The following is a 22560-nucleotide window of genomic DNA, read 5'->3' on the forward strand; positions in this document are numbered from 1 at the left end:
GTTAACAAACTTGCCCAAAGCTCCCTCTCGCTCTATGCACTTCGCCCAAGGGACGGCTATCACTCACGACCGGTCCCGATCTTTGGGGATGGAGAGGTAGGACGCGTGAGAACACGTCTGGCAATCAAATTACATTCATTGTTCGAGCGGCATTTTCCCGAACGCCGTGTCTTTCTGAAATCCGACAATGATACGCGGTTTATTCGGCTAAGCTCGGAAACGCAGGTCATAGCCGTTGCTGGTGTCGCCTTGTTCGTGGGATGGACAGCTGTCGCGACTGCGATACTGTTGATGGACAGCATCGGGTCGGGAAACTTCCGGGAACAGGCAAAGCGTGATCAGGCGACCTATCAGGAACGACTGAACATCATGTCCACGGAACGGGACGTCCGAGCGCAGGAGGCTTTGGCGGCTCAGGACCGGTTCAACGCAGCGCTCGAGCAGATTTCGGCCATGCAGTCGGAACTGCTGGCGTCGGAAAACCGCCGCCGCGAGCTTGAGACCGGGATCGAGGTTATCCAGACCACGCTGCGCGCTACCATGAAACAGCGCGAAGAAGCACGTACAGAACTGGTCACGCTTCAGCAGGAAGCGGGCGAAGGCGACATGTACATGGCCGCCGTTGCCAACCCTGAACAGATGAACTTTATGACCGAGGCACTGTCCCGTACCGCCGAGGAACGCGACCAGATTGCCGCCAATGCCAAGGACGCGCTGGAACAGCGTGACGATCTTGAGCTGGAAATCCGGCTGATGCAGGAACGCAGCGACGAGATCTTCCGCCAGTTGGAAGAGGCAATGGTGATCTCGGTCGAACCACTGGACAAGATGTTCCGCCAGGCCGGCATGCCCACCGACCGCATCATCGAAGAAGTCCGCCGCGGCTATAGCGGCATGGGCGGCCCCCTAACCCCTATTTCTTTCAGCACGCGCGGTGAGGAACTGACCCCCGACGAGATCCGCGCAAATACTCTGTTGCAACAGATGGATCAGTTGAACCTGTACCGAATTGCTGCAGAGAAAGCGCCGTTTGCAAGCCCCGTCAATTCCGTCGTGCGATTCACGAGCGGTTACGGGACGCGTCGAGACCCCAAGACAGGTGGTCGCCGCATGCATAACGGCGCTGATTTCGCAGGTGCCCATGGCACCGACATTTTTGCCACCGCCGACGGTGTGGTCACCCATGCCGGCTGGCAGTCCGGGTTTGGACGGCTGGTAAAAATCAAGCACGCGTTCGGAATTGAGACACTTTATGCCCATAACACGAAGATACGCGTGAAGGTTGGTCAAAGGGTCTCGCGCGGGGATCATATTGCTGATATGGGTAGCACCGGACGGTCGACCGGCACGCACCTGCACTATGAAGTTCGCGTGAACGGAAAACCTGTTAACCCAATGACTTACATCAAGGCTGCGAGAAATGTTTTCTAAGAGCAAAATCAACGAGCCCTCGTCCACTGCACCCGAGGCGGCAAAACCCGCTGCACCGGCGACACCGGCGGCCCCTGCACCGGCAGAAAACAAGGCCAGCACCGCGCCCAAGCCCAAGCCACCGGCATCGGTTCTGTCTTCGGACCTGCACATCACGGGCAACCTGAAGACCTCGGGCGATATCCAGGTCGAAGGCACTGTCGAAGGCGACATCCGTGCGCATCTGCTGACAATCGGTGAGACTGCCACCATCAAAGGCGAAGTCACCGCCGATGACGTCGTGATCAACGGCCGCATCGTGGGCCGTGTCCGTGGTTTGAAGGTACGCCTGACCTCGTCCGCACGTGTCGAAGGCGACATCATCCACAAGACCATCGCGATCGAAAGCGGCGCGCATTTCGAAGGTTCGGTTCAGCGTCAGGACGACCCCCTGAACCCGGGCCGCGGCGGCAAGGCGGGTGCCAACCCGGCGGCCGAAGTCAAGCAGTAACGCGGACCACTTTCCAAGTTTCGAACGCCGCGGGGAAACCCGCGGCGTTTTTCATTTGACGGGGACGATTGGGTTTTCCGGTTCCAACCGCCCGGCGCGTCCTTATAGTGACCTTTATGTTGTTCTTTTTCACAGCCTTGGCGCTTATTGCCGGTTTCCTACTGTATCGCTACTGGTCCAAGTCCCGGGCGCGCCTACAGTTATTGTCCACACCCCTGACAGACCACCAACGCATCCTCATCGAGCAGCAAGTGCCGTTGATCCGCCGCCTGCCCCTAGACCTGCGTGTCAAACTGGACGGCAAGGTGAATCTGTTTCTGGATCAGGTTCGTTTCTTTGGTTGCGACGGGCTGGACGTAACCGAAGAGATGGAACTGGCCATCGCCGCGCAGGCCTGTCTGCTAATTGTAAACAGCGACCTCTGGTACGATCACCTGACCACGATCCTGATCTACCCGAACGCTTTTAAGTCTCGGCAGCGGCGACAGGAAGGATACGTCGTCAGCGAGAAAGAGATCGTGCGCACCGGGGAAAGCTGGGACCGTGGACCGGTTATCCTGTCTTGGACCCACAGCAAGCTGGGCGCACTGAACGACCATGACGGGCAGAATGTCGTACTGCATGAGTTTGCCCACCAGATAGACGATCTGTCCGGTGGCACCAACGGCGTTCCGATCCTGAGCGACGGGCAAAGCTTTGCTGAATGGGAGCGTGTCTTTCTGACTGCCTATGACACCCTTGTCCGCGCCGTCGAAAGCGGGCGGCGCACGGTAATCGACGCCTATGGCGCAACCGGCCATGAAGAATTCTTTGCCGTTTCCGTCGAGGTGTTCTTTGAAAAGCCCCGCGACCTGAAATCTGAGGCCCCTGAGGTCTATGACCAACTTGCCAAACTGTTCCAACTGGACCCGGTTACCTGGGGTTAGGCGTGCTTAGGCTCCCACCGCCTCACTCCTGACCACTGCCAGTGAAATTTCCCCTTATCCAAACATTTCACAAAACATCATTTTCGAATTAGTCTTAAATTAGTGTTTTCAGGAGGATTTTTCATGTCATCAAAACTCATGGCCGAGTTCTTCGGTACGTTCTGGTTGGTTCTGGGCGGTTGCGGCAGCGCCGTTCTGGCCGCCGGGGTCGCCGATGTGGGCATCGGTTGGCTGGGCGTTTCCTTTGCCTTCGGCCTCACCGTTCTGACGATGGCCTATGCCGTCGGGCATATCTCGGGCGGCCATTTCAATCCTGCAGTCAGCCTTGGGCTGATGATCGGGGGACGGTTTCCGGCGAAGGACCTTATCCCTTATTGGATCGCCCAGGTCATCGGCGCAATTGCTGCGGCTGCTGTCTTGTATCTAATCGTCAGCGGCGCGCCCGGCTTTGACGGCGTGGGTGGGTTTGCCTCGAACGGCTATGGTGAGGCATCACCCGAGGGCTATTCAATGATGTCCGCTCTGGTGATCGAGATCGTCATGACTGCGTTCTTCATCATCATCATCCTGGGGGCCACTTCCAGCGGCGCTCCTGCCGGGTTCGGCCCCATCGCCATCGGGCTTGGTTTGACATTGATCCACCTGATCTCGATCCCGGTGACCAACACATCGGTCAACCCGGCCCGGTCCACAGGGGTTGCTTTGTTCGCGGACGCGCCTGCCCTTGGGCAGCTCTGGCTGTTCTGGGTTGCACCCCTGATCGGTGGCGCAATCGGCGCATTGATCTGGAAGGCGATGACAACAGACGACTAAAGGCCAAGCGGGGGATTATTTCCCCCGCTTTCCTCTTCCTAAGCTATCATCCCTGACGAGACGACGCGAAACCAGAGAGGTAGACATGCTTCGAACACTGATGGTCACTGCGATGACGTTGACCGCGACAGCGGGACTGGCACAGGATGCTTGGCTGACAATCCCCGAAACGCCTGCCATGCCCAAGGCCGCGTCCAGTGGTACCGCCAGCGTGAATGGCATAGATATGTATTACGCCACCTATGGATCGGCAGAGGGCACGCCCGTGCTGCTAATCCATGGCGGTCTGGCGCATGGCGATATCTGGGCAGCGCAAGTGGCTGATCTGGCCAGTGACCACAGCGTGATTGTGGCGGATACGCGCGGGCACGGCCGTTCAACCAATGACGGCAGCACCTACAGCTACGAACTGTTGGCGCAGGACTATCTGGCGCTGCTGGATCATCTGAATGTTGAGCAAGTAAATCTGGTCGGATGGTCTGACGGTGCCAACATTGGCTACACGATCTCGACCACGGCGCCGGATCGTCTTGCCAGCCATTTCGCCCATGCGGGCAACGTTACTTTGGATGGGATTGACCCTTCAGTCGAAACCAACGAAGTCTTTGGAACTTACGTCGGGATGATGGCCGGGGACTATGCCGCCATGTCCCCCACTCCGGACGGGTTCGAAGCGTTTCTGGGCGGTGTCGCAGCCATGTGGGCGACGGAAAAGCCCGGAGGGCTTGAGGGGCTGCAATCCGTAACCGTGCCCACTCTGGTCGTGCAGAGCGAACATGACGAAGCAATTCTGACCGAACACTCACAGGCGATTGCCGAGGCGATCCCGGACGCTGAACTATTGATTTTGAAAGACGTCAGTCACTTTGCGTCATTTCAGGATCCGGATACTTACACGCAAGCGATCCGAAACTTCATCGATCAATGACGAGAAACCCGGCGCTGGAGTAAGCGCCGGGTTCAAAGATCATTCGGTAACGGTGACTTTTTTCATCACGTCCGGCTGGCCGATCACCGCGCCATTCTGTCCCTCACCGCGTTTGATCGCATCTACCACGTCCATGCCGCCGGTCACCTGACCAACAACCGTGTACTGGCCGTTCAGGAACGGGCCCGGCTCGAACATGATGAAGAATTGCGAGTTGGCACTGTTGGGGTTTTGCGCCCGCGCCATGCCGACAACACCCCGGTCGAATTCGAAATCCGAAAATTCGGCCGGAAGGTCCGCACGGTCAGATCCACCGGTGCCAGCGCGACGCAAGTCGCCGCCCAGACGGCCATGCTCAACATCGCCGGTCTGAGCCATGAAGCCGTCGATCACGCGGTGAAACACCACGCCATCGTATTTCCCTTCATTGGCCAGGGCAGCGATTTGCTCGACATGTTTCGGGGCCAGATCATCGAATAGGTCGATAGTGACGGTGCCATTGGCCCCCTCACCTTCGATCTCGACCTCAAGGCCCGTGGCCAGCGCCGGGCTGGCCAACAAGGCAAAAGCAGCGGCCAGTTTATACATCGGCTGCCACCTTGACGCTGATCATGCGGTCAGGGCTCATAGGCGGCTCGCCACGTACGATGGCGTCCACATGCTCCATCCCGTCGATGACGCGACCGTAAACGGTGTACTGACCGTTCAGGAAGTGGTTGTCCTTGAAGTTGATGAAGAACTGCGAGTTGGCCGAATCCGGGTTCTGCGAACGGGCTGCGCCCAGCGTGCCGCGGTCATGCGGCAGCTTCGAGAATTCCGCCGGAACGTTGGGCAGAGACGACCCGCCGGTACCCGCCATACGCAGGTTGAACCCGTCTTCCATGTCGCCGTGCTGAACATCGCCGGTCTGCGCCATGAAACCATCGATCACACGGTGAAAGGCCACGTTGTCATACTCACCACTGCGCGCCAGTTCCTTCATGCGAGCGCTGTGCTGCGGTGCTACATCCGGCAACAGCTCGATGACGACATTGCCGTCTTTGAGTTCGACGATGATTGTGTTTTCGGGATCCTTGATCTCGGCCATTAGGCCCTCCTGTCGTTTTATCTTGCGCAAATACCTATGCGCAGGGCGCGGGAATGCCAAGTGACGCATTGACCTGACGGCAAAATGCAGGAAAAGAACCGCCTAAGTCACTTTCATATTTGTCGAGGATTGCGCGATGGGCTGGAAAACACTGGACGACATGGACCTGAACGGCAAACGCGTGTTGGTGCGCGTGGATATCAACGTGCCGGTAGTCGACGGCGTGGTGACCGACGCCACCCGTATCGAGCGCATCGTGCCAACCGTGAAGGACATTTTGGCAGCTGGCGGCAAGCCCATCCTGCTGGCGCATTTCGGACGCCCAGGCGGCGAACGTCGCCAAAACCTGTCGCTGAAGCAGCTTGTTCCGACTTTGGAGACGGCCTTTGGCACCAAGGTTCGGTTTGGCGATGACTGCGTGGGGATCGAGGCAGAAACAGCGGCAGCAAACCTCAGCGGCGGCGAAGTGCTATTGCTCGAAAACACGCGCTTTCACGCGGCGGAAACCAAAAACAGCCCGGAACTAGCTGCCGGCATGGCAAAGATGGGCGACGTCTATTGTAATGATGCCTTCTCGGCCGCACACCGCGCGCACAGCTCGACTGAAGCACTGGCCCGGTTGTTGCCCGCCTGCGCGGGCCGCCTGATGCAGCAAGAGCTGAGCGCGTTGGAAGCCGCGCTAGGCGCGCCTAAACGCCCGGTTACTGCGGTTGTCGGCGGTGCCAAGGTTTCGACCAAGTTGGACCTGTTGGGCAACCTGATCGAAAAGGTGGATTACCTGATCATCGGCGGGGGCATGGCGAACACCTTCCTTGTCGCACAAGGCGTGAATGTCGGCAAATCGCTGGCGGAAACCGCGATGAAAGACACGGCGGCCGAGATCCTGGCCAAGGCCGAAACGACCGGCTGCCAGATCGTCCTGCCTCGCGATGTCGTCGTCGCTGAAAAGTTCGAGGCCCACGCCCCAAATCAGGTCCTTCCAGCCGATCAATGCCCTGCAGACGGCATGATCCTTGACGCTGGTCCGGAAGCCGTCGCGGAAATCACCGCGATTTTCGAAAAGAGCCAGACGCTTATCTGGAACGGTCCGCTGGGCGCGTTCGAGATTGAACCCTTTGATGCCGCGACCAACGCAGCGGCCTTGAAGGCGGCCGAACTGACACGGTCCGGACAGCTTGTGTCGGTTGCGGGCGGTGGTGACACGGTCGCTGCGCTGAATGCGTCCGGTGCTGCCAAGGACTTTTCCTACATCTCGACTGCCGGTGGCGCGTTCCTGGAATGGATGGAAGGCAAAACACTGCCCGGCGTCGCGGCACTGGATCAGTAACCGCTGTCTGTCTGGCAATCGGCATTCATGGTACTCTCTCTGTCAAACCGGGAGATGTGCCATGAAAGCTATTGCCGTCCTTGCCACCACCCTGCTGCCCATCACGACATATGCGCAATCCCATTGCGATGGCCAAACACAGGTTGACGCCAATTTCTGCGCCAAAAAAAAATGGGAAATTGCCGATCAAGAGCTGAACCGCCTTTGGTCAGAGATCAAACCCGCATCGGACGCGCGCGGTGATGGCCAAGCCCTGCTGACCGAGCAACGCGCTTGGCTGAAACGCCGTGACGTGACGTGTGACCCCGAGTTGGACAGCGACGGTAGCGCGGCCCCCATGTTCTATTGGGCCTGCATGGAAGAACAAACCCTGCAACGCAACCAGGCGCTGGAAGCCTGGCGATAACCGCTTCTTATCCCAGCCAAATTCATCAGGCGAACATATTTTTTCTGCTGAGCATCAAAAATTGCGAATCGAGGGATTCACAAGCCGAATCACCTGTGACATAGTGCAGGCAGATGTCCGAAAAGGGCACGTTTTTGAGGCAGACTTCATACGGCGGTAAACAGAGTGTCCCGTTCCCATCGGCCCGGTTTGGGCTCAGTTGTATTCTTCATGGTGGCTTTCACGCTGGGTGTTTATTTCACCTTCGCCGCCGTGCAGGGCGACTATGGCCTGTTCCGACGGGTCGAGATTGCAGCGGAACGGGACGCCCTGTCGCGCGACCTGGCCAAACTTGACGCCGAAATCACGGAAATGGAAAACCTGACGCGCCGCCTGTCAGACAATTACCTGGATCTGGATCTTCTGGATCAGCAGGCGCGGTCCGTGCTGGGCATGATCCGCTCGGATGAGATCGTCATTCGCTGACCCCCCCCCACCAATGGATGCCACCCCACGGGTTAACCGCATGATCACGCGCTGAATTCTGCCTTGCCGGACGCTGCGTCACATTTCCCCTCGCCAGAAAGCAACAAATGCTTTATGAGATAGTTTAACGCTAAACTATCTTGCCGAGAGGGGGAGATCGCCACAATGGCTGCGCGAAAAACCACAAAGAAACCAAATGTTTCTGCGGAAGAACTTACCGAATACTACCGTGAAATGCTGCTGATCCGCCGATTCGAGGAAAAGGCCGGTCAGCTCTATGGCATGGGTCTGATTGGCGGTTTCTGCCACCTCTACATCGGCCAAGAGGCCGTTGTTGTCGGCCTTGAGGCTGCGACCGAAGAAGGTGACAAGCGTATTACCTCATACCGCGACCACGGCCATATGTTGGCCTGCGGCATGGATCCAGGCGGCGTGATGGCCGAGCTGACCGGGCGCATCGGTGGTCTGTCCAAAGGTAAGGGCGGCTCGATGCACATGTTCTCGAAAGAGAAGCATTTCTATGGTGGTCACGGCATCGTTGGCGCACAGGTTCCGCTGGGTGCGGGACTGGCCTTTGCGGACAAGTACAAGGGCAATGGTCGCGTGACCTTCACCTATTTCGGTGACGGCGCTGCGAACCAGGGCCAAGTCTATGAGACCTTCAACATGGCCGCCCTTTGGGATCTGCCGGTGGTGTTCGTGATCGAGAACAACCAATACGCCATGGGTACGGCGCAGGCGCGCTCGACCTCGACCAAAGATATCTACCACCGCGGCGAAGCGTTCGGCATCCCAGGTGAGATCGTCAACGGCATGGATGTACTGGCTGTCAAAGCCGCTGGGGAAAAGGCTGTCGCGCACTGCCGTGCGGGCAAAGGCCCCTATATTCTTGAGATCAAGACCTACCGCTACCGCGGCCACTCGATGTCCGACCCGGCCAAGTACCGCACCCGCGAAGAGGTTCAGAAAGTCCGCGAACAAAGCGACCCGATCGAACATGTGCGCGAGCTGCTGCTGACCGGCAAACACGCGACCGAGGATGATCTGAAGGCGATCGACAAAGAGATCAAAGAGATCGTCAATCAAGCCGCCGAATTCTCGAAAGAAAGCCCCGAGCCTTCCGTCGAAGAGCTCTGGACCGACATTTACGCCTGAGAGGACGATTAAGACATGGCAACCGAAATTCTCATGCCCGCCCTTTCGCCCACAATGGAAGAGGGCACATTGGCCAAGTGGCTGATCAAGGAAGGCGACACCGTATCCAGCGGCGATATTATGGCCGAGATCGAAACCGACAAGGCGACGATGGAGTTCGAAGCCGTCGATGAAGGCATCGTCGGCAAGATCCTGATCGCCGAAGGCACCGAAGGTGTTAAAGTGAACACCCCTATCGCAGTGCTGGTTGAAGAAGGCGAAGACGCCTCGGCCATCCCGGCGGCTGCGCCCGCAGGCGCGGCGGTGGCTGAGGCTGCCCCCGTGGCAGCAGAAGCCCCCGCCCCCGCTGCAACCGCACCTGCGGCACCCAAGGTGGATCTGTCCCCTGACTGGCCGGCGGATGCACCAATGGTCCAGCAGACCGTGCGTGAAGCGCTGCGCGACGCGATGGCCGAAGAAATGCGTGGTGACGAAGACGTTTACCTGATGGGCGAAGAAGTCGCCGAGTATCAGGGCGCCTACAAAATCAGCCAGGGCATGCTGGACGAATTCGGCAGCAAGCGCGTGATCGACACTCCGATTACCGAACACGGGTTTGCTGGTATTGCCGTCGGGTCCGCCATGGCTGGTCTGAAACCAATTGTCGAGTTCATGACTTTCAACTTCGCCATGCAGGCGATTGACCAGATCATCAACTCGGCGGCCAAGACGCTGTACATGTCCGGTGGTCAGATGGGTTGCCCCATTGTGTTCCGTGGCCCCAACGGTGCCGCTGCTCGCGTCGGTGCGCAGCACAGCCAGGATTACGCTGCGTGGTATATGCAAGTGCCTGGCCTGAAAGTTGTGATGCCTTATTCGGCGGCTGACGCCAAAGGACTATTGAAATCAGCGATCCGCGATCCCAACCCGGTCGTGTTCCTGGAAAATGAAATCCTTTACGGTCGTTCTTTTGACATGCCGCAAGTGGATGACCTGACCGTCCCGCTGGGCAAGGCACGTATCTGGCGCGAAGGTTCGGACGTGACCATCGTCAGCTTTGGCATCGGCATGCAATATGCGCTTGAGGCCGCCGACGAGCTGGCCGAGGACGGTATCAGTGCCGAGGTGATCGACCTGCGCACTATCCGGCCAATGGACACAGGCGCGATTATCAACTCGGTGATGAAGACCAACCGTCTGGTGACCGTCGAAGAAGGCTGGCCGCAAGGCTCGGTCGGCGGCTACATCTCATCCGTGGTGATGCAGGAAGCGTTCGATTACCTCGACGCGCCGGTCATCAATTGCACCGGCAAGGATGTCCCGATGCCTTACGCCGCAAATCTGGAAAAGCTGGCCCTGATCACAACTGAAGAAGTGATCGCCGCCGTCAAACAAGTGACCTACCGGTAAGGAGCGACAGACAGATGCCTACAGAAATTCTGATGCCCGCCCTGTCGCCGACCATGGAGGAAGGCACCCTTGCCAAATGGCTGGTCAAGGAAGGCGACACCGTCTCGTCCGGCGACCTGCTGGCGGAGATTGAAACCGACAAAGCCACGATGGAATTCGAGGCCGTCGACGAAGGCACAATCGGCAAGATCCTGATCCCCGAAGGCACCGAAGGGGTCAAAGTAAACACCGCGATCGCGGTGCTGCTGGAAGACGGCGAAAGCGCGGATGACATTGCCGCAGCCCCTGCCGCTGCGCCGGTGGCTGCTCCTGCTGCCGCAGCGGGCAACGAGGCTGCCGCGCCAGCGGCACCCGAGGCGCCTGCCCCTGCCTCGGCTGCTCCGGCCAAAGCGGATGGCGGTCGGATCTTCGCATCTCCGCTGGCCCGTCGTATCGCGGCCCAGAAAGGTCTGGATCTGGCGCAGATTGCTGGTTCTGGGCCACATGGGCGGATCGTAAAAGCTGATGTCGAAGGCGCGACTGCAACTGCCCCGGCTCCGGCTGCCGCATCCGCACCCGCCGCTGCTGCACCGGCAGCCGCCGCAGCTCCGGCCGGTCCGTCCGCGGATGCTGTTGCCCGGATGTACGAAGGTCGCGACTACGAAGAGATCAAGCTTGACGGGATGCGCAAGACCATCGCTGCCCGCCTGTCCGAGGCCAAGCAGACGATCCCGCATTTCTACCTGCGCCGCGATATCAAGCTGGACGCGCTGCTCAAGTTCCGCAGCCAGCTGAACAAGCAGTTGGAAGGCCGCGGCGTAAAGTTGAGCGTCAACGACTTCATCATCAAGGCCGTCGCCAACGCGCTGCAACAGGTTCCCGAATGTAACGCCGTCTGGGCCGGTGACCGGGTTCTGCAACTTAAACCCTCGGACGTAGCTGTCGCAGTCGCCATCGAAGGCGGATTGTTTACTCCGGTTCTGCAGGACGCCGACACTAAATCGCTGTCCGCATTGTCGACCGAGATGAAGGACCTTGCCGGGCGTGCCCGCGAGCGCAAGCTGGCCCCGCATGAATATCAGGGCGGCACATTCGCGGTCTCGAACCTTGGTATGTTCGGTATCGACAATTTCGACGCCATCGTGAACCCGCCGCACGCGGGCATCTTGGCAGTGGGAACCGGGCTGAAAAAACCGGTTGTCGGAGATGACGGTGAACTGACAGTAGCTACGGTTATGTCGGTCACAATGTCTGTCGATCACCGGGTTATTGACGGTGCGCTTGGCGCCCAGTTGCTGCAAGCCATTGTGGAAAACCTGGAAAACCCGATGGTCATGCTGGCCTAAGAAAAAATTAGGGTCGCGCCGATACCAGACCGGCGCGGCCTAACCAGATCACAACCGTCATGTGAGAGCTTGTGATCACCACGCGTGTTGCGCGGACGCCTACCGTCAACCACCTTGTCTGAATGAAAATCACGGACACAGGTGCCCTATGACTTCCACCTATTCGGTAAACTTCTTGCTTGTTGCAGCCCTTGTGATTGGTATGCCGGCGGTTGCGGCGGCGAAGCCCAAAACCTATCCGGGTGACCATTCCGCCTTCAGTTCTGATCCAGCCGAAACGGCCAAACGTGAAGCTGAACGCGCGAAAAGGAAAGAAGAACGAAAAAAGCGGCGTGAAGAACGGCGGCGCAAGCGGTCGATCAAAAAAAACGACCGCTTGAACTGACTTGAGTTACTGGTCTTTGCCCAGCATGTGATCCATCGAGATCGAGGGTTGATCGCACCCGGCCTCTCCGACGATCTTGGCCGGTATTCCAGCCACGGTTTTGCAAGCAGGCACTTCCTGCAGCACCACCGAGCCTGCAGCAATACGACTGCAGTGGCCAACTACGATATTGCCCAGAACTTTGGCACCTGCCCCGATCAGCACCCCATCGCCAATCGTGGGGTGGCGCTGTTCTTCTTCCTTGCCGGTCCCGCCAAGGGTCACCGAATGCAACATCGAGACGTTGTCGCCAACGATCGCCGTTTCACCAATCACGATCGAATGCGCGTGGTCGATCATGATACCTTTCCCGATCTTTGCCGCGGGGTGGATATCAATCCCGAAAATCTCGGACGAGCGCATCTGAAAGAAATACGCCAGATCATAACGCCCCTTGCGCCACAACCAGTGCCCCACGCGATAGGCTTGCATCGCCTGATACCCTTTGAAGTAAAGGATTGGCTGCAACAGGCGGTGGCAGGCCGGGTCGCGTTCGTAGACGGCCATCAAATCCGCGCGCGCAGCTTCGAGCAGTGCGGGGTCGTCGGCATAGGCTTCGTCCACGATCTCGCGCAGCACCATCATCGACATTTCGTTCGAGCACAGCTTGGCTGCAATCCGGTAGGACAGCGCCCGTTCCAGGCTGCGGTGGTGCAGGATACAGGCGTGAACCAGCCCACCCATCAAAGGCTCAATCTCAACTGCAGACTGAGCTTCGGCGGTGATGCGATCCCAAACAGGGTCGACGGGGGTCACGTGGCTGCGCGTTTCGAACATGGCTTTTCATCCTTTGCTGCGCCTAGAATGCCATTTAGTGGCAAAAACGCCAAACGCAAACCCGTGATCGACAGGGCAACGAAAATGAATGAGACGCAGGTGGCGAATTTCAAAGACCGTATCCGTGCACGATTGGACGAGTTGGCTCAGCATTCTGCCCTTGGAACCGAGGCCCAGGCAGTGGTTGAACTGGACCAGCAAGCTGTCGGGCGGCTCAGCCGGATGGACGCCCTGCAAAATCAGGCCATGGCCAAGGCTCAACAAGCAAATCGGGATATCGAAACACATCGATTGTCAGTGGCCCTGACCCGGATCAAAGATGGAGAATTCGGCTATTGCGAGGATTGCGGTGAAGAGATTCCGGTGGGTCGCCTGAACCTTGACCCAGCGGCCAGCAAGTGCGTCAGCTGCGCATCCGGGTAACGCGGAATTGAATCAGGCATCGCAGAACCATCTCAAAACACTGGCAATATTGCAAATCGTCAAAGCTTGGCTCGTCGGCCAATGGTCGGGTTCTAGCCACTGTCATCAATGAGCCATTTCCAAACAGTGGGTGTAGCCGGCCTGTATGGCCGACATAAATGTCGGCCAGTTCAGCTTCGCTAATCATTCTGGTGCACAGGCGTTCCCGGTCGGCAGGCGGCGCGTTCAGCAATACCCGCGCCGCGGCACTTACATCGCCGTGCAAAACAGGACGCATACGTGTCTTACCCAACCAGAAGACGTGCGGCGGGACCCGGCCCGTAACTGGCAGAGATCTGCGCCACATCAACCTCGTAAGCGCCGGTCGCGCCATCGGTAGTTTTCATTGCCGATGGGTATGTCCAGCGCGGCTCTGATGTAACCTGTTCGCGTATTACTGATCCGTTGATGCTGATTTTCACCAGATAGGCCTCAGTCTCTTCCCCCAGCGGCACGTCAAATCCATCCCAGTCATCGCCGTCCAGTCGGGCTCTACGGATCCATGAAATTTCGTCACCTGCTCCGATTTTCGCCAATTTGACATGCACCGGAGCATATGGCCGAAGTCCGTTGCCGTCGAAGGCGTGAACCTGGTGGAGGAAAGAAGGATCGTCGTAGGCCCGTGTTCCCGGCCCAATGCGATAATGTTTCGCCACCCGCCTTTCAGACCGCAACAGCCCGGTTTGGAAAACTCTTTCATCCAACAAGACAAAAGTTGAACCTTCAGGCCAGATGTCGGGCATGACACTGTCCGTCCCCAATTGCCCGCGCAGGCGCCCTGAAAGGGCGTAGGTCCCCTGACCCACAAGTTCGGCGCTGGCGAACTGGAACAGTTCCCAGTTGCCGGGCATTCCGTCCCCAATTGCGGCCAGATTGGCACCATTCAACAAAGCGTCGCGCGGGCGCGATTCCAGCAAACCATCGACCAGCCTGACGCGCAGCGGCGCACCATCGTCCCAAACTCCGACGCCGGCCCGCCGCAGGGGTGTTTGGGTAAACCCGATGACGGCCTGCGCCGAGATCACCTCTTGCAAGGTATAATCCTCATCATTCACGGCCGAGTACACCGCAGCGCTGCCGGGCCAGGGGTCGGCAGACACAGCCAGGTAAGGCGCATGCGGCACCTCTGAGCCGGTTATCAGCGGTAGATCCATGAACACCGGCAGAACCGGAACCGGGGCGACAAAGGGCTTGGTCGAGACTAGGTCATCAGGCAGGTCAGACGGCGCGTATATTCCCGGTTCGATCCGAACGGCATCCGCCAATTGCATCTCGGCTTGCTCCAGTCGATCAATCCTGAAACGCGCACCCTGTCCGCCCTCATCCAGGCTGACGACATCCCCCGCGCCGATGTGCCTCAACGAAGGCGGCAGCGCAAAGCGCACGGTTTCGCGCGACACCCGCGCCTCGCTTAGCCACCGTTCCGCGGTCTGGCGACCTTCGGCACGTGTCATGGACAGGGGCATTTCGTTGACAGACACCGAATGGGTCCGCGTGTCGGGCAGAACGGCCTCTTCCGCGACGATGTCATGATCCCCATCCGATTGGACAAAGCGCAAGCGCACCCGACCCGTCATTTCAGCCTCGGCTTCGCGGCGATGTTCAATACCGGCCTCAATATCAGAGCTGAGCGCCAGATGCTCCTGATCCAGCGCGATGGCGCGTTGCCCATTGCGCATCTGAAACCGCAATACGCCGTCCCGCTCGATTGCATCGAAACCATAGCGCAGCATCAGCGGCTGCAAAGCTGATCGCGCGTCCGAGACCTGTTCGATAGCATAGCCCCGCACCATACCATAAAGGCGCGACGTGTCGATGTCGGTCACACCAGCCCCGTGACAAATCTCGGTCACTACCGATGCCAGCGTGCGCGACCCCGACCGCCCGTTCAACCAATGCCCTCGCGCGTAATTCTCGCTATCACTCCACTGGCTTTGCAGGTTCGGGAAGGTTGGATATGGTCGCGCATCCCAAGCCCAGACATAGGCATTGGACAGATCAATCATGCGGCCGCCGTAAGTATTGGAAACCGGGTTGTTTTTTGCCTCGGACCAATAGCCCAAAATCGCCTTGAGGTACTGCACCTGAATGAAATCATCCCGCAGACCGTTGGAATAGCGCGGCAGCTTGGATTCCGAGGATTTCGGGTCCAGAAACTTGTTTGGCTGATTGGTGCCTTTGTCGATGGCCGCACAACCCAGTTCCGTGAACCAGATCGGCTTGGACCTAGGCACCCATGCGGTCCGATTGGCTTGGCGCACGCCTCCGATCCGTTCGTGATGCGGTTGCGACCACCAGTTGCGTACATCCTTGTATCGCCAGATCCAGGCCTCATCATGCGCCTGATCTTCGATCGCAGACCGAATCTGCGCTTTGGATTCCTCGGTCGAAGGGTAGTACCAGTCGTACCCTTCCCCACCTTCAACATTGCCACGCAGGTAGTCTAGATCATAGATCGCATCTACGCCCGCTTTGGCGTCGACGTGATCCTCTCCGTCCCGCCAATCGGACAGCGGCATGTAATTGTCGATACCAACGAAGTCGATATTGTCATCGGCCCAAAGCGGATCCAGATGAAAATACCGGTCGCTGCCAGCATCGACGGGTTTGTAACCGAAATACTCGCTCCAATCGGCCGCGTAGCCGATTTTGGTGTCCGGCCCGAGGATTTTGCGCACTTCCGCCGCGAGGATTTGCATCTGCGCCACCGCAGGAAACCCGGTCGCGCCCCTGATCTGCGTCAGGCCGCGCATCTCGGATGCGATGCAGAACGACGCCACTCCACCGGCTGCCTTGCAGAGCGCCGCATAGTGCAAAATAAACCGGAACAGACCCCATTCCTGCGGGCCGGAATAGGTGACGATGCCATCGCCAACGACAAAGTTACTTGCGCGGGCCTGGCCAAAGAACTGCGCAACCTGCGCATCGGCCCCGGCTGTCTTATCCGGGGACCCGTTGCGGCCTGGTGCCTCGCTCAGCGTGATCCGCCCTCGCCATGGCAGGTGCGGCTGATCGGTGGCATCAGACCACGGATCCGGCAGGCCATTGCCGCGCAACTGATCCATCAGGATGAACGGGTAGAACATCACCCGTTTGCCCGATGCGTTGAGATGCCGGATCGCCTCGACCACGGACGCATCCGCAGGTGTCGCCCCATAGACAGGTCGATCATTTTCGATCTGAACAATCTGGGCAGCCGCCCGGGATACGCCTGATACGCTCCACGGCATGTTCTCGCCATCAAACTCTTTGTGCAGGACTTTTGGCTGCACCTTGCACTGACCGCACCGCAGATCGTCGCCAAACCACGACACGACCAGCGACACCGCATCGCAGGCGGGCAATTCAGCATTCAACGCATGGGTCGAGGTGACCAGATCCGAAACGCCCGAAGCCGAATGCACGTTCGCAGCCCAGCTTTGCCCCTGCCCTTTGGAATAATTCACCTGCCTGCTGGCCAGTGAGTATTCACCCGTACCCGGGATCATCGCAACGCCGCGCACGATCCGGGATACGGCACCGGGCGTGTCTGGCAGCCCCGGCTGTTCTTGTCGGACAACCTCAAAGGAAAACTGCGGGACGCGGTTGCCGAACGCGGCAAGTTGAAAGTCCTCGATCACCACATAGGCCGTGCCCCGGTACGCAGGGACCTGCCCGGTGCCCTCGACCGCCTCGATCAACGGGTCAGGCAATTGATTGTCGGTGCCCTTGTACAGGCGCATATTCAGCCCGGCGCGCTCAAGCTCTTCACCATCGGCCCAGATACGTGAGATGTCAGAGATCTGCCCAGCGCCCACGGCAATCGCCAGCGAGATCGAATAGCTGTAGGTATGCGTGGTCGTGGTTGTTGTGGCCGAGCTTGGCCGACGAGACCCTTTTCCACCTCGCGTGGATTGGGTTGTCGTGCTGGTGCTGCGGGTTTCCAGAAAGTCCGATGCCCAGATGATCTGCCCGCCAACACGCATACGGCCGAACACGGTAGTGACCGAAGCCCCCTCTCCGGTTTCGGTCAGGCGGAAACGATCCAGGCGCCCGGTTTCGACAACTTCGCTGCCGCCACCCATCACGGATTGGCTCATCAACCGCTGGTCGATGACCCGCCCCAACGTTGCGCCGACAGCCCGGCCTATGATCGCTGTGGAAAGACCCGCGACAGTGCCTCCGATCGAGCCACCAAGAGCAGCGCCTGCTGCGGAAAGTACAATCGTAGCCATTTATTTGACCTCCAGCGGGAATGCGAAACAGGCGACAACCCGGCGACGCCAAGGGTCGCTTAGGGCGTTTTCCACAACGCCGTGCCCTGAATATGCGTGAATGAACCGCGGGACCGCGCCGGTTTCGCTGACAACACCCACATGTTTGGCGACGCCGCCATCGCGCATGCGGAACAGCAATACGTCGCCTGCTGCCAGTTCCGAGGGCCGCTTTGATGTCAAATTTCGGCGGGCCGCATCCCACATGCGTTCATCCCCCTGTGGCTCTGACCAGTCCATGCTGTAGCTCGGCACGGACTCCGGCTCAGCTCCGTACAGCGCGCGCCAGATGCCGCGTAGCAATCCCAAACAATCCGCCCCCGCGCCCCTGACGGACGCCTGATGCACATACGGCGTGCCTAGCCATCGGCGCGCTTCTGCAACTATGTCCTGCCGGTCTACTGTCATCGTCTGCTGCCCCCTTTATTCGGTTTGTCTTTCTTAGGAACAGCCATCACCCAATCCTCGCCCGGCAAGTCCGGAAAACCTTGAAAATTGATGAGGTTGTTGAATTTTCTTCGGCAGGTCTCCATGCGTTTATCGCACCCGGCGGTCAGCCGGACTCGATCACCGACTGTCAGTCCGCCACTGATCCCCGTCCATAAGGTGACATTGCGCCCGCCCGTGATACGCTCATCCTGTTTCACCGACGCCCAAAGACCCGAGGCCGTGCCGGAAATCACATCCAGCCGGCCACGTCCGAACCATCCCATATCCGGCGCGTTCGCACCTTTCAGTTGAAGCACACTGCCCGACGACAGACTGACGATCTCCGCTTCTGCCTGGAAACCGGCTGCAGCCACATTGAACCGACAGGCACCATCGCCCAGCACTGCGGTGCAGGGCTTTTGATAAATCCGTCCCAACGGCCGGTTCAAAAGATCTGTCAGCCCTCTCAGCTCAGCATGAAATGCACCACCGCCGCGACGCATTTCCCCAATCGAGCCACGAAACTGCAACACCCTTTGTTCGGGGTCTGCCCAGTTCACGAGCCAAGCCTGAACCTGAGCACCGTCAAACCGCCCGGCTTCGATGTCTTCTTCCCTGATTGCCGCATCAGACAGCGCGCCCATCGCCTCGGAGTTGTCAATCGAAAGGCCTGTCGCCTGTTCGATCGCTGCCGCGGTCAGGCCACTGCTTGCCTTGAAGACCAGCCCGTCAAAGCGCAGCTCCATATCATGATCGGTAAACCCATAGACCTGCCCATCCGTGCGCGTGATGGCCCAGCATCGACAGGTGGTGGTCATCCCGCTTTGCAGATGCTCCTGCAACCCCTGTGCATTACCGCCCATCAGACCCGCACCTCGACCACCGGAACGTTGGGCACGTCGCCTGCCTGAAAGCTGGCCACGCTGGTCTGGATCTTGTCGGTGTCAAAACGAACGGGCACGTCAAACTCGAACCCCGCCGTAATCTCGACGTCTTGCGGTGGCGCGTTCGTAAACGTGACCCGGCCCCGCGCCAGATCTACCTCGAAATCCACGCCTTCGCGCATTTCGTCCTGCTCAAGGCCAAGTTTGACGGTCCCTAGAACTGGTTTGAGGATCGGACGGACGTATTTGAACCCGCCAGAGTTGTAGGTTTTCAACAACTGGAACTCGGTCGTCTTTCCGTCGCCGCGTGCAATAACCTGATCGGCATTGTCTACCTCAGCCGTTGCTGCGCCCGACTTGAAGTCAGACCAATCCTTCCACCGAAATCCGAACATCTGCCCCTGCCGCGCCTCGAAGAACGAAATCATCGCTTCGATATCGTCAAGCGAGCGCATCCCGAGCCCGGCATCATAGCGTCGCCTCGAATGGGCCCAGGGCGTGTTGCGTTCTTCAAACCCGTTGGCCAGTGTCACGACATCTGTGCGCCGCTCGGGGCCGCCAACCGAACCAAAGCTCAGGCTGGCGGGAAATCTAACCTCATGGAAATTCATGGCCTGCTCCCTCAAGTTACCTGTTGCGATTGCCGCGCCCAAGTGCGCGGCTCATCTGCGCCGCAATCTGGCTTTGACTGCGACGGAACCCCTGCACGTCCGGGGTGGTGATGTTCATCACGACATTGACGGCACGCCCACCTCCCGAGGTGCGTACCCCAAGCTTACCGTCCGACCCGCGCGCCAAAGGCATGATCGCTTCGGGTCCGGCTTCCCCCATCAACCCGGTTCCGCCACGCATGGGAAATGTGGTTGGGCCGCTGACAACGCCGCCATTGGCGAAAGGCATCACCCGGCCTTGCGAAAAACTGCCACCGTCGGCAAATGGCAAAAGCCCCTGCACCAGACCGCCAACGGTTCCGGCCAGCATCCCGCCAAAGTGATCCGTCACCGGCTTGATCGCTGCCGAATACGCCGTGCGGATCATTGAGTTCTTCAAAACGTCCAGCGCATCGGACAGGTTCATCCCATCCAGCACTACGCCGTCGAAGGCTTTGCGCAACCCGCTGGACATGCCGCGTTCCAGCGTCGCGACATCCTTTCCGGTTTCCTCAAACGCCGCGCTGATCCGTTTCATCTGGCCGTCAAAAGCAGCCGCCATAGATGCCGCGTCACCCAGCGAGTCTCCCAGCGCATCGCCGCGTTCCTGCAAGTCGTCAAACCCGTCACGATCCGTCATCACGCTCTCCTTGTAATTTGTCCGGGTAGGCCTTCAGCAACGCATCCAAGCCAGACCGGTTCATCGCCGGGATCCCTGCGCCCTGCCCCAGCATCAGTTGCAATTCGGCCGGGGTCAGTCGCCAGAACTGATCCGGCGTCAGACGCAGACCGACAAGCGCGGCCCGCATCAAGGCGGGCCAGTTGAACCCGCTCATGCCTGATCCGGCACCATGAAGGCCCGCGCCAACAACTCCGCTGCCGCACGCGCAGCTGCCATCGGGCCACCCTCAATTTCGGCGCTCAGCAGATCGGTGCGGTTGACGTCGCCGCCACCGCCGCGCAACCCGGCCACGATCAGTGCCAATACGTCACCACTGGAATAGGCTCCGCCTTCGAACCGTTGCACGAGTTCCACCAGCGAACCGGCACCCAGCTCTTGCTCCAATTCCGCTAAAGCACCCAGCGTCAGCTTGAGCACCCGCCGCTCTCCATCGATGGTCAAAGCCACCTCGCCTGTCCACGGATTGGCCATCGGCTTACAGCGCCGTAAAACTCAGCGCGCCGGCGCTGGCCAAACTCATCTCATAGGTCGCCTCGCCGTTGTGCGAGCCCGCATATTCGACACCTGTGACCTGAAACGGCCCGGCAACAATGCCGAAATCCGGGATGATGACCTGAAAATCCGGTGTTTCGCCGTCAAAGAACAATTGCCGCGCTCGTTCATCGGTCCCGGCATCCTTGAACACGCCTGAACCGGATATCGAAGCCGATTTGACCCCGGCACCCGATAGAAGTTCGCGCCAACCTCCCTGACTTTCCAGGCTGGTGACATCCACGCTTTCCGCGTTGAAGCTGACGCGCGTGGCGCGCAATCCCGCGATAGTTTCGAACAGACCGCTGCCGTTCATATCCACTTTGACCAACAGGTCCTTGCCGTTCTGGGCACCCATATGCTTTCTCCGTTGATTGGTTAGTCATCTTCCACGCGCGCACGAAATCTCAGGTCGATCTGGCGGATCGCTCCACCGGTCCCGGTGCGCCGGGCCGAGGCGCGCTCGAACCACAGGCCCACCAGACGCCCGCGATCAAGGCTGGGCATGGCACCGTCCAGCGCATCACACACGGCACCGGCCAGGGTCTTGGCGGCCCCGAACCCTGCGGCTTCGGACACGACCGAAACCGTGAACCGGTGCACCGCACCTCCACCCGATCGGTCAGAGACATCACGAACCTCTTCCGGTCCCAGCGTCACATAAGTCTGTGGTACTGCTCCGGCCGGCACCGCGTCATAAATCGCGCCTCCTGACAGATCGTTTACTCGGCTGTCACCGGACAGCTGCTGGAAAACCGCCGCCTGCAGGGCTGCTGAAACGCCATAGCTCATGCTGCCACCTCCTCATCCGCAAAACAGGTCAGGTACTGGCCACGCGGATCACGCTCGGCGACAGCGCGGATGACAAAACGACGTGCGCCCTCTGCAAAGCGCTGATCCGGCGATGGCCGCATGGTGGAGCCTGTGGGCGCGCCCCGGACCACGATGCGATAGCCGACCCGCGATATCGGGACGCCAGCCACCTGCCGCTCTGACCCGCTGCGCGCGGTCACTTCGGCCCATACCGTGCCCAGCGGCACCCAGGTTTCGGTGTATCCGCCTGACCCATTGGCCACGCGCACCGGCGCTTCCAACTCCAGCTTTCTGTTCAACCGCGGCGCTTTCATTGCATCACCCCAGCGCCAAACCGAACTGTTCGATAGCGTTGGATCAGACTGGTAACGCCAAATGGCATGCACCCGGCACCCAGCGCTGTCTCATCGCGGTATTCGTAGTAATGCGCGGCCAGCAGCAGCACGGCCTGCCCCAGATCGGCGGGCAACCCACCCCAATCCATTGCTATCCCAGCGCCAAAGACGATCCTGACAGAACCACCCTTTGTCATCTTCGGCATCAGTGCCCCAACGGGGCGTAGCCGGGGACGCTGAGCGTCTTTTTCCAACCGGTATCTATCCGGGGTGACGACGGTCTCTGCACCTTCTGCATCTGCCAGCGTTACACTCTTGACCTCGGTGACCGGGGCCACCGGCAACACTTCACCCGACTGGTCTCGCCAGACGGTCAGGCTCCAGGAAAAATCGCGCTCAATCAGAACCTTGCCAGTACGCGCTTCGATTGCCGCAACGGCTGCGCGCAGAAAGCCTTTCAGCACATCGTCCTGAACGCTGTTTTCGGCAAAGCCTGTGCCCAGCCGCAGATGCGCCTTAAACTGATCCACCGGCAGCGCCGCATCCGCGATGGCGGTTTCTTCGATCAACATCATCCA

General features: G+C 59.3%; 28 protein-coding genes. 13 read left to right on the forward strand and 15 right to left on the reverse strand.

Annotated elements, in window-relative coordinates:
* Window positions 1-105 precede the first annotated feature (105 nt).
* The 5 genes from AC2FJF_RS04650 (at window position 106) to AC2FJF_RS04670 (ending at window position 4588) form a co-directional block, all read left to right on the forward strand.
* Complete coding sequence (locus tag AC2FJF_RS04650) at window positions 106-1431, forward strand: DUF5930 domain-containing protein (protein WP_496723379.1); 1326 nt, start codon at window positions 106-108, stop codon at window positions 1429-1431.
* Window positions 1421-1921 (forward strand): bactofilin family protein, encoded by a 501-nt coding sequence (locus tag AC2FJF_RS04655; RefSeq protein WP_496723381.1) that lies wholly within the window; start codon window positions 1421-1423, stop codon window positions 1919-1921. Before AC2FJF_RS04650 ends, AC2FJF_RS04655 begins: the two co-directional genes overlap by 11 nt.
* Before the next feature lie 116 nt (window positions 1922-2037).
* The gene (locus AC2FJF_RS04660; protein ID WP_496723383.1) at window positions 2038-2847 is read left to right on the forward strand and encodes a M90 family metallopeptidase; all 810 of its coding nucleotides are present in this window, start codon (window positions 2038-2040) and stop codon (window positions 2845-2847) included.
* A 123-nt stretch (window positions 2848-2970) separates the two neighbouring features.
* Complete coding sequence (aqpZ, locus tag AC2FJF_RS04665; protein ID WP_496723385.1) at window positions 2971-3660, forward strand: aquaporin Z; 690 nt, start codon at window positions 2971-2973, stop codon at window positions 3658-3660.
* An 85-nt stretch (window positions 3661-3745) separates the two neighbouring features.
* A complete protein-coding gene (locus tag AC2FJF_RS04670; protein ID WP_496723387.1) occupies window positions 3746-4588 on the forward strand; it encodes an alpha/beta fold hydrolase in 843 nt (280 codons plus the stop codon).
* A gap of 39 nt (window positions 4589-4627) precedes the next feature.
* Here the strand turns inward: AC2FJF_RS04670 and AC2FJF_RS04675 are convergent, their stop codons facing one another.
* Both AC2FJF_RS04675 and AC2FJF_RS04680 read right to left on the reverse strand, forming a co-directional pair.
* A complete protein-coding gene (locus AC2FJF_RS04675) occupies window positions 4628-5176 on the reverse strand; it encodes a peptidylprolyl isomerase (protein ID WP_058277518.1) in 549 nt (182 codons plus the stop codon).
* Window positions 5169-5675 (reverse strand): peptidylprolyl isomerase, encoded by a 507-nt coding sequence (locus tag AC2FJF_RS04680; RefSeq protein WP_496723389.1) that lies wholly within the window; start codon window positions 5673-5675, stop codon window positions 5169-5171. Before AC2FJF_RS04680 ends, AC2FJF_RS04675 begins: the two co-directional genes overlap by 8 nt.
* Window positions 5676-5811: 136 nt before the next feature.
* Here AC2FJF_RS04680 and AC2FJF_RS04685 point away from each other — a divergent pair, with 136 nt between their 5' ends.
* The 7 genes from AC2FJF_RS04685 to AC2FJF_RS04715 all read left to right on the forward strand — a co-directional run bounded on the left by AC2FJF_RS04685 (window position 5812) and on the right by AC2FJF_RS04715 (window position 12127).
* Window positions 5812-7002 (forward strand): phosphoglycerate kinase, encoded by a 1191-nt coding sequence (locus tag AC2FJF_RS04685; protein ID WP_496723391.1) that lies wholly within the window; start codon window positions 5812-5814, stop codon window positions 7000-7002.
* A gap of 61 nt (window positions 7003-7063) precedes the next feature.
* Entirely contained in the window at window positions 7064-7408 is a 345-nt protein-coding gene (locus AC2FJF_RS04690) for a lysozyme inhibitor LprI family protein (RefSeq protein ID WP_496723393.1), read from the forward strand.
* 165 nt (window positions 7409-7573) lie between these two features.
* The gene (locus AC2FJF_RS04695) at window positions 7574-7873 is read left to right on the forward strand and encodes an FtsB family cell division protein (RefSeq protein ID WP_199913500.1); all 300 of its coding nucleotides are present in this window, start codon (window positions 7574-7576) and stop codon (window positions 7871-7873) included.
* Between the two features lie 165 nt (window positions 7874-8038).
* Window positions 8039-9028 carry a pyruvate dehydrogenase (acetyl-transferring) E1 component subunit alpha gene (gene pdhA / locus AC2FJF_RS04700; RefSeq protein ID WP_058273998.1) on the forward strand — a complete coding sequence of 330 codons (990 nt, stop codon included), beginning with the start codon at window positions 8039-8041 and terminating at the stop codon, window positions 9026-9028.
* 15 nt (window positions 9029-9043) lie between these two features.
* Window positions 9044-10417 (forward strand): pyruvate dehydrogenase complex E1 component subunit beta, encoded by a 1374-nt coding sequence (locus AC2FJF_RS04705; protein ID WP_496723396.1) that lies wholly within the window; start codon window positions 9044-9046, stop codon window positions 10415-10417.
* Window positions 10418-10431: 14 nt separating this feature from the next.
* Window positions 10432-11742 carry a pyruvate dehydrogenase complex dihydrolipoamide acetyltransferase gene (locus AC2FJF_RS04710; protein WP_496723398.1) on the forward strand — a complete coding sequence of 437 codons (1311 nt, stop codon included), beginning with the start codon at window positions 10432-10434 and terminating at the stop codon, window positions 11740-11742.
* Window positions 11743-11890: 148 nt separating this feature from the next.
* On the forward strand, window positions 11891-12127 hold the full coding sequence (locus AC2FJF_RS04715) for a hypothetical protein (RefSeq protein WP_496723400.1): 237 nt from the start codon (window positions 11891-11893) through the stop codon (window positions 12125-12127).
* Window positions 12128-12133: 6 nt separating this feature from the next.
* Here AC2FJF_RS04715 and cysE read toward each other — a convergent pair whose 3' ends face one another.
* Window positions 12134-12943, reverse strand: a complete 810-nt coding sequence (cysE, locus tag AC2FJF_RS04720; RefSeq protein ID WP_058277511.1) for a serine O-acetyltransferase — start codon at window positions 12941-12943, stop codon at window positions 12134-12136.
* Window positions 12944-13027: 84 nt separating this feature from the next.
* Between cysE and AC2FJF_RS04725 the strand changes: the two genes are divergently transcribed.
* On the forward strand, window positions 13028-13366 hold the full coding sequence (locus tag AC2FJF_RS04725; protein WP_496723402.1) for a TraR/DksA family transcriptional regulator: 339 nt from the start codon (window positions 13028-13030) through the stop codon (window positions 13364-13366).
* On the opposite strand, the gene AC2FJF_RS04730 is transcribed toward AC2FJF_RS04725, so the two are convergent.
* The 12 genes from AC2FJF_RS04730 to AC2FJF_RS04785 are packed head-to-tail and all read right to left on the reverse strand — an operon-like array spanning window position 13347 to window position 22557.
* The gene (locus tag AC2FJF_RS04730; protein WP_496723404.1) at window positions 13347-13739 is read right to left on the reverse strand and encodes a DUF7742 family protein; all 393 of its coding nucleotides are present in this window, start codon (window positions 13737-13739) and stop codon (window positions 13347-13349) included. The genes AC2FJF_RS04725 and AC2FJF_RS04730 overlap by 20 nt on opposite strands.
* Complete coding sequence (locus tag AC2FJF_RS04735; protein WP_496723406.1) at window positions 13651-17619, reverse strand: baseplate multidomain protein megatron; 3969 nt, start codon at window positions 17617-17619, stop codon at window positions 13651-13653. The genes AC2FJF_RS04730 and AC2FJF_RS04735 overlap by 89 nt, the downstream gene beginning before the upstream one ends.
* Window positions 17620-18066: an NlpC/P60 family protein gene (locus tag AC2FJF_RS04740; RefSeq protein WP_496723408.1), complete on the reverse strand. Its 447-nt coding sequence runs from the start codon at window positions 18064-18066 to the stop codon at window positions 17620-17622.
* The gene (locus tag AC2FJF_RS04745) at window positions 18063-18950 is read right to left on the reverse strand and encodes a phage/gene transfer agent baseplate hub protein (protein ID WP_496723410.1); all 888 of its coding nucleotides are present in this window, start codon (window positions 18948-18950) and stop codon (window positions 18063-18065) included. Before AC2FJF_RS04745 ends, AC2FJF_RS04740 begins: the two co-directional genes overlap by 4 nt.
* On the reverse strand, window positions 18950-19582 hold the full coding sequence (locus AC2FJF_RS04750; RefSeq protein WP_496723412.1) for a phage distal tail protein, Rcc01695 family: 633 nt from the start codon (window positions 19580-19582) through the stop codon (window positions 18950-18952). The genes AC2FJF_RS04745 and AC2FJF_RS04750 overlap by 1 nt, the downstream gene beginning before the upstream one ends.
* 16 nt (window positions 19583-19598) lie before the next feature.
* Window positions 19599-20261 carry an RcGTA-type gene transfer agent tail tape measure protein gene (locus AC2FJF_RS04755; RefSeq protein WP_496722543.1) on the reverse strand — a complete coding sequence of 221 codons (663 nt, stop codon included), beginning with the start codon at window positions 20259-20261 and terminating at the stop codon, window positions 19599-19601.
* The gene (locus tag AC2FJF_RS04760) at window positions 20248-20457 is read right to left on the reverse strand and encodes a rcc01693 family protein (RefSeq protein ID WP_496723414.1); all 210 of its coding nucleotides are present in this window, start codon (window positions 20455-20457) and stop codon (window positions 20248-20250) included. Before AC2FJF_RS04760 ends, AC2FJF_RS04755 begins: the two co-directional genes overlap by 14 nt.
* Window positions 20454-20774 (reverse strand): gene transfer agent family protein, encoded by a 321-nt coding sequence (locus tag AC2FJF_RS04765; RefSeq protein WP_496723416.1) that lies wholly within the window; start codon window positions 20772-20774, stop codon window positions 20454-20456. Before AC2FJF_RS04765 ends, AC2FJF_RS04760 begins: the two co-directional genes overlap by 4 nt.
* 4 nt (window positions 20775-20778) lie before the next feature.
* Window positions 20779-21192: a phage major tail protein, TP901-1 family gene (locus tag AC2FJF_RS04770; protein ID WP_496696792.1), complete on the reverse strand. Its 414-nt coding sequence runs from the start codon at window positions 21190-21192 to the stop codon at window positions 20779-20781.
* 20 nt (window positions 21193-21212) lie between these two features.
* On the reverse strand, window positions 21213-21626 hold the full coding sequence (locus AC2FJF_RS04775; protein WP_496723418.1) for a DUF3168 domain-containing protein: 414 nt from the start codon (window positions 21624-21626) through the stop codon (window positions 21213-21215).
* Window positions 21623-21961, reverse strand: a complete 339-nt coding sequence (locus AC2FJF_RS04780; protein ID WP_496723420.1) for a phage head closure protein — start codon at window positions 21959-21961, stop codon at window positions 21623-21625. Before AC2FJF_RS04780 ends, AC2FJF_RS04775 begins: the two co-directional genes overlap by 4 nt.
* Entirely contained in the window at window positions 21958-22557 is a 600-nt protein-coding gene (locus tag AC2FJF_RS04785) for a head-tail connector protein (protein WP_496723422.1), read from the reverse strand. Before AC2FJF_RS04785 ends, AC2FJF_RS04780 begins: the two co-directional genes overlap by 4 nt.
* Window positions 22558-22560 lie beyond the last annotated feature (3 nt).

Source organism: Ruegeria sp. CDSB013, assembly GCF_059611165.1.

Bases quoted from the DNA above. Each gene is read 5' to 3' on its own strand.
- AC2FJF_RS04770 (WP_496696792.1), bottom strand. From the start codon at position 21,192: ATGGGTGCCCAGAACGGCAAGGACCTGTTGGTCAAAGTGGATATGAAC.
- AC2FJF_RS04730 (WP_496723404.1), bottom strand. From the start codon at position 13,739: ATGGCGCGACCGGCGCTTACGAGGTTGATGTGGCGCAGATCTCTGCCA.
- AC2FJF_RS04775 (WP_496723418.1), bottom strand. From the start codon at position 21,626: ATGAGCTATGGCGTTTCAGCAGCCCTGCAGGCGGCGGTTTTCCAGCAG.
- AC2FJF_RS04725 (WP_496723402.1), top strand. From the start codon at position 13,028: ATGAATGAGACGCAGGTGGCGAATTTCAAAGACCGTATCCGTGCACGA.
- AC2FJF_RS04675 (WP_058277518.1), bottom strand. From the start codon at position 5,176: ATGTATAAACTGGCCGCTGCTTTTGCCTTGTTGGCCAGCCCGGCGCTG.
- AC2FJF_RS04755 (WP_496722543.1), bottom strand. From the start codon at position 20,261: ATGACGGATCGTGACGGGTTTGACGACTTGCAGGAACGCGGCGATGCG.
- AC2FJF_RS04705 (WP_496723396.1), top strand. From the start codon at position 9,044: ATGGCAACCGAAATTCTCATGCCCGCCCTTTCGCCCACAATGGAAGAG.
- AC2FJF_RS04740 (WP_496723408.1), bottom strand. From the start codon at position 18,066: ATGACAGTAGACCGGCAGGACATAGTTGCAGAAGCGCGCCGATGGCTA.
- AC2FJF_RS04655 (WP_496723381.1), top strand. From the start codon at position 1,421: ATGTTTTCTAAGAGCAAAATCAACGAGCCCTCGTCCACTGCACCCGAG.
- AC2FJF_RS04715 (WP_496723400.1), top strand. From the start codon at position 11,891: ATGACTTCCACCTATTCGGTAAACTTCTTGCTTGTTGCAGCCCTTGTG.
- AC2FJF_RS04760 (WP_496723414.1), bottom strand. From the start codon at position 20,457: ATGAGCGGGTTCAACTGGCCCGCCTTGATGCGGGCCGCGCTTGTCGGT.
- AC2FJF_RS04750 (WP_496723412.1), bottom strand. From the start codon at position 19,582: ATGAATTTCCATGAGGTTAGATTTCCCGCCAGCCTGAGCTTTGGTTCG.
- AC2FJF_RS04685 (WP_496723391.1), top strand. From the start codon at position 5,812: ATGGGCTGGAAAACACTGGACGACATGGACCTGAACGGCAAACGCGTG.
- AC2FJF_RS04690 (WP_496723393.1), top strand. From the start codon at position 7,064: ATGAAAGCTATTGCCGTCCTTGCCACCACCCTGCTGCCCATCACGACA.
- AC2FJF_RS04735 (WP_496723406.1), bottom strand. From the start codon at position 17,619: ATGGCTACGATTGTACTTTCCGCAGCAGGCGCTGCTCTTGGTGGCTCG.
- AC2FJF_RS04680 (WP_496723389.1), bottom strand. From the start codon at position 5,675: ATGGCCGAGATCAAGGATCCCGAAAACACAATCATCGTCGAACTCAAA.
- AC2FJF_RS04710 (WP_496723398.1), top strand. From the start codon at position 10,432: ATGCCTACAGAAATTCTGATGCCCGCCCTGTCGCCGACCATGGAGGAA.
- AC2FJF_RS04745 (WP_496723410.1), bottom strand. From the start codon at position 18,950: ATGGGCGGTAATGCACAGGGGTTGCAGGAGCATCTGCAAAGCGGGATG.
- AC2FJF_RS04785 (WP_496723422.1), bottom strand. From the start codon at position 22,557: ATGATGTTGATCGAAGAAACCGCCATCGCGGATGCGGCGCTGCCGGTG.
- AC2FJF_RS04780 (WP_496723420.1), bottom strand. From the start codon at position 21,961: ATGAAAGCGCCGCGGTTGAACAGAAAGCTGGAGTTGGAAGCGCCGGTG.
- cysE (WP_058277511.1), bottom strand. From the start codon at position 12,943: ATGTTCGAAACGCGCAGCCACGTGACCCCCGTCGACCCTGTTTGGGAT.
- aqpZ (WP_496723385.1), top strand. From the start codon at position 2,971: ATGTCATCAAAACTCATGGCCGAGTTCTTCGGTACGTTCTGGTTGGTT.
- pdhA (WP_058273998.1), top strand. From the start codon at position 8,039: ATGGCTGCGCGAAAAACCACAAAGAAACCAAATGTTTCTGCGGAAGAA.
- AC2FJF_RS04765 (WP_496723416.1), bottom strand. From the start codon at position 20,774: ATGGCCAATCCGTGGACAGGCGAGGTGGCTTTGACCATCGATGGAGAG.
- AC2FJF_RS04660 (WP_496723383.1), top strand. From the start codon at position 2,038: ATGTTGTTCTTTTTCACAGCCTTGGCGCTTATTGCCGGTTTCCTACTG.
- AC2FJF_RS04670 (WP_496723387.1), top strand. From the start codon at position 3,746: ATGCTTCGAACACTGATGGTCACTGCGATGACGTTGACCGCGACAGCG.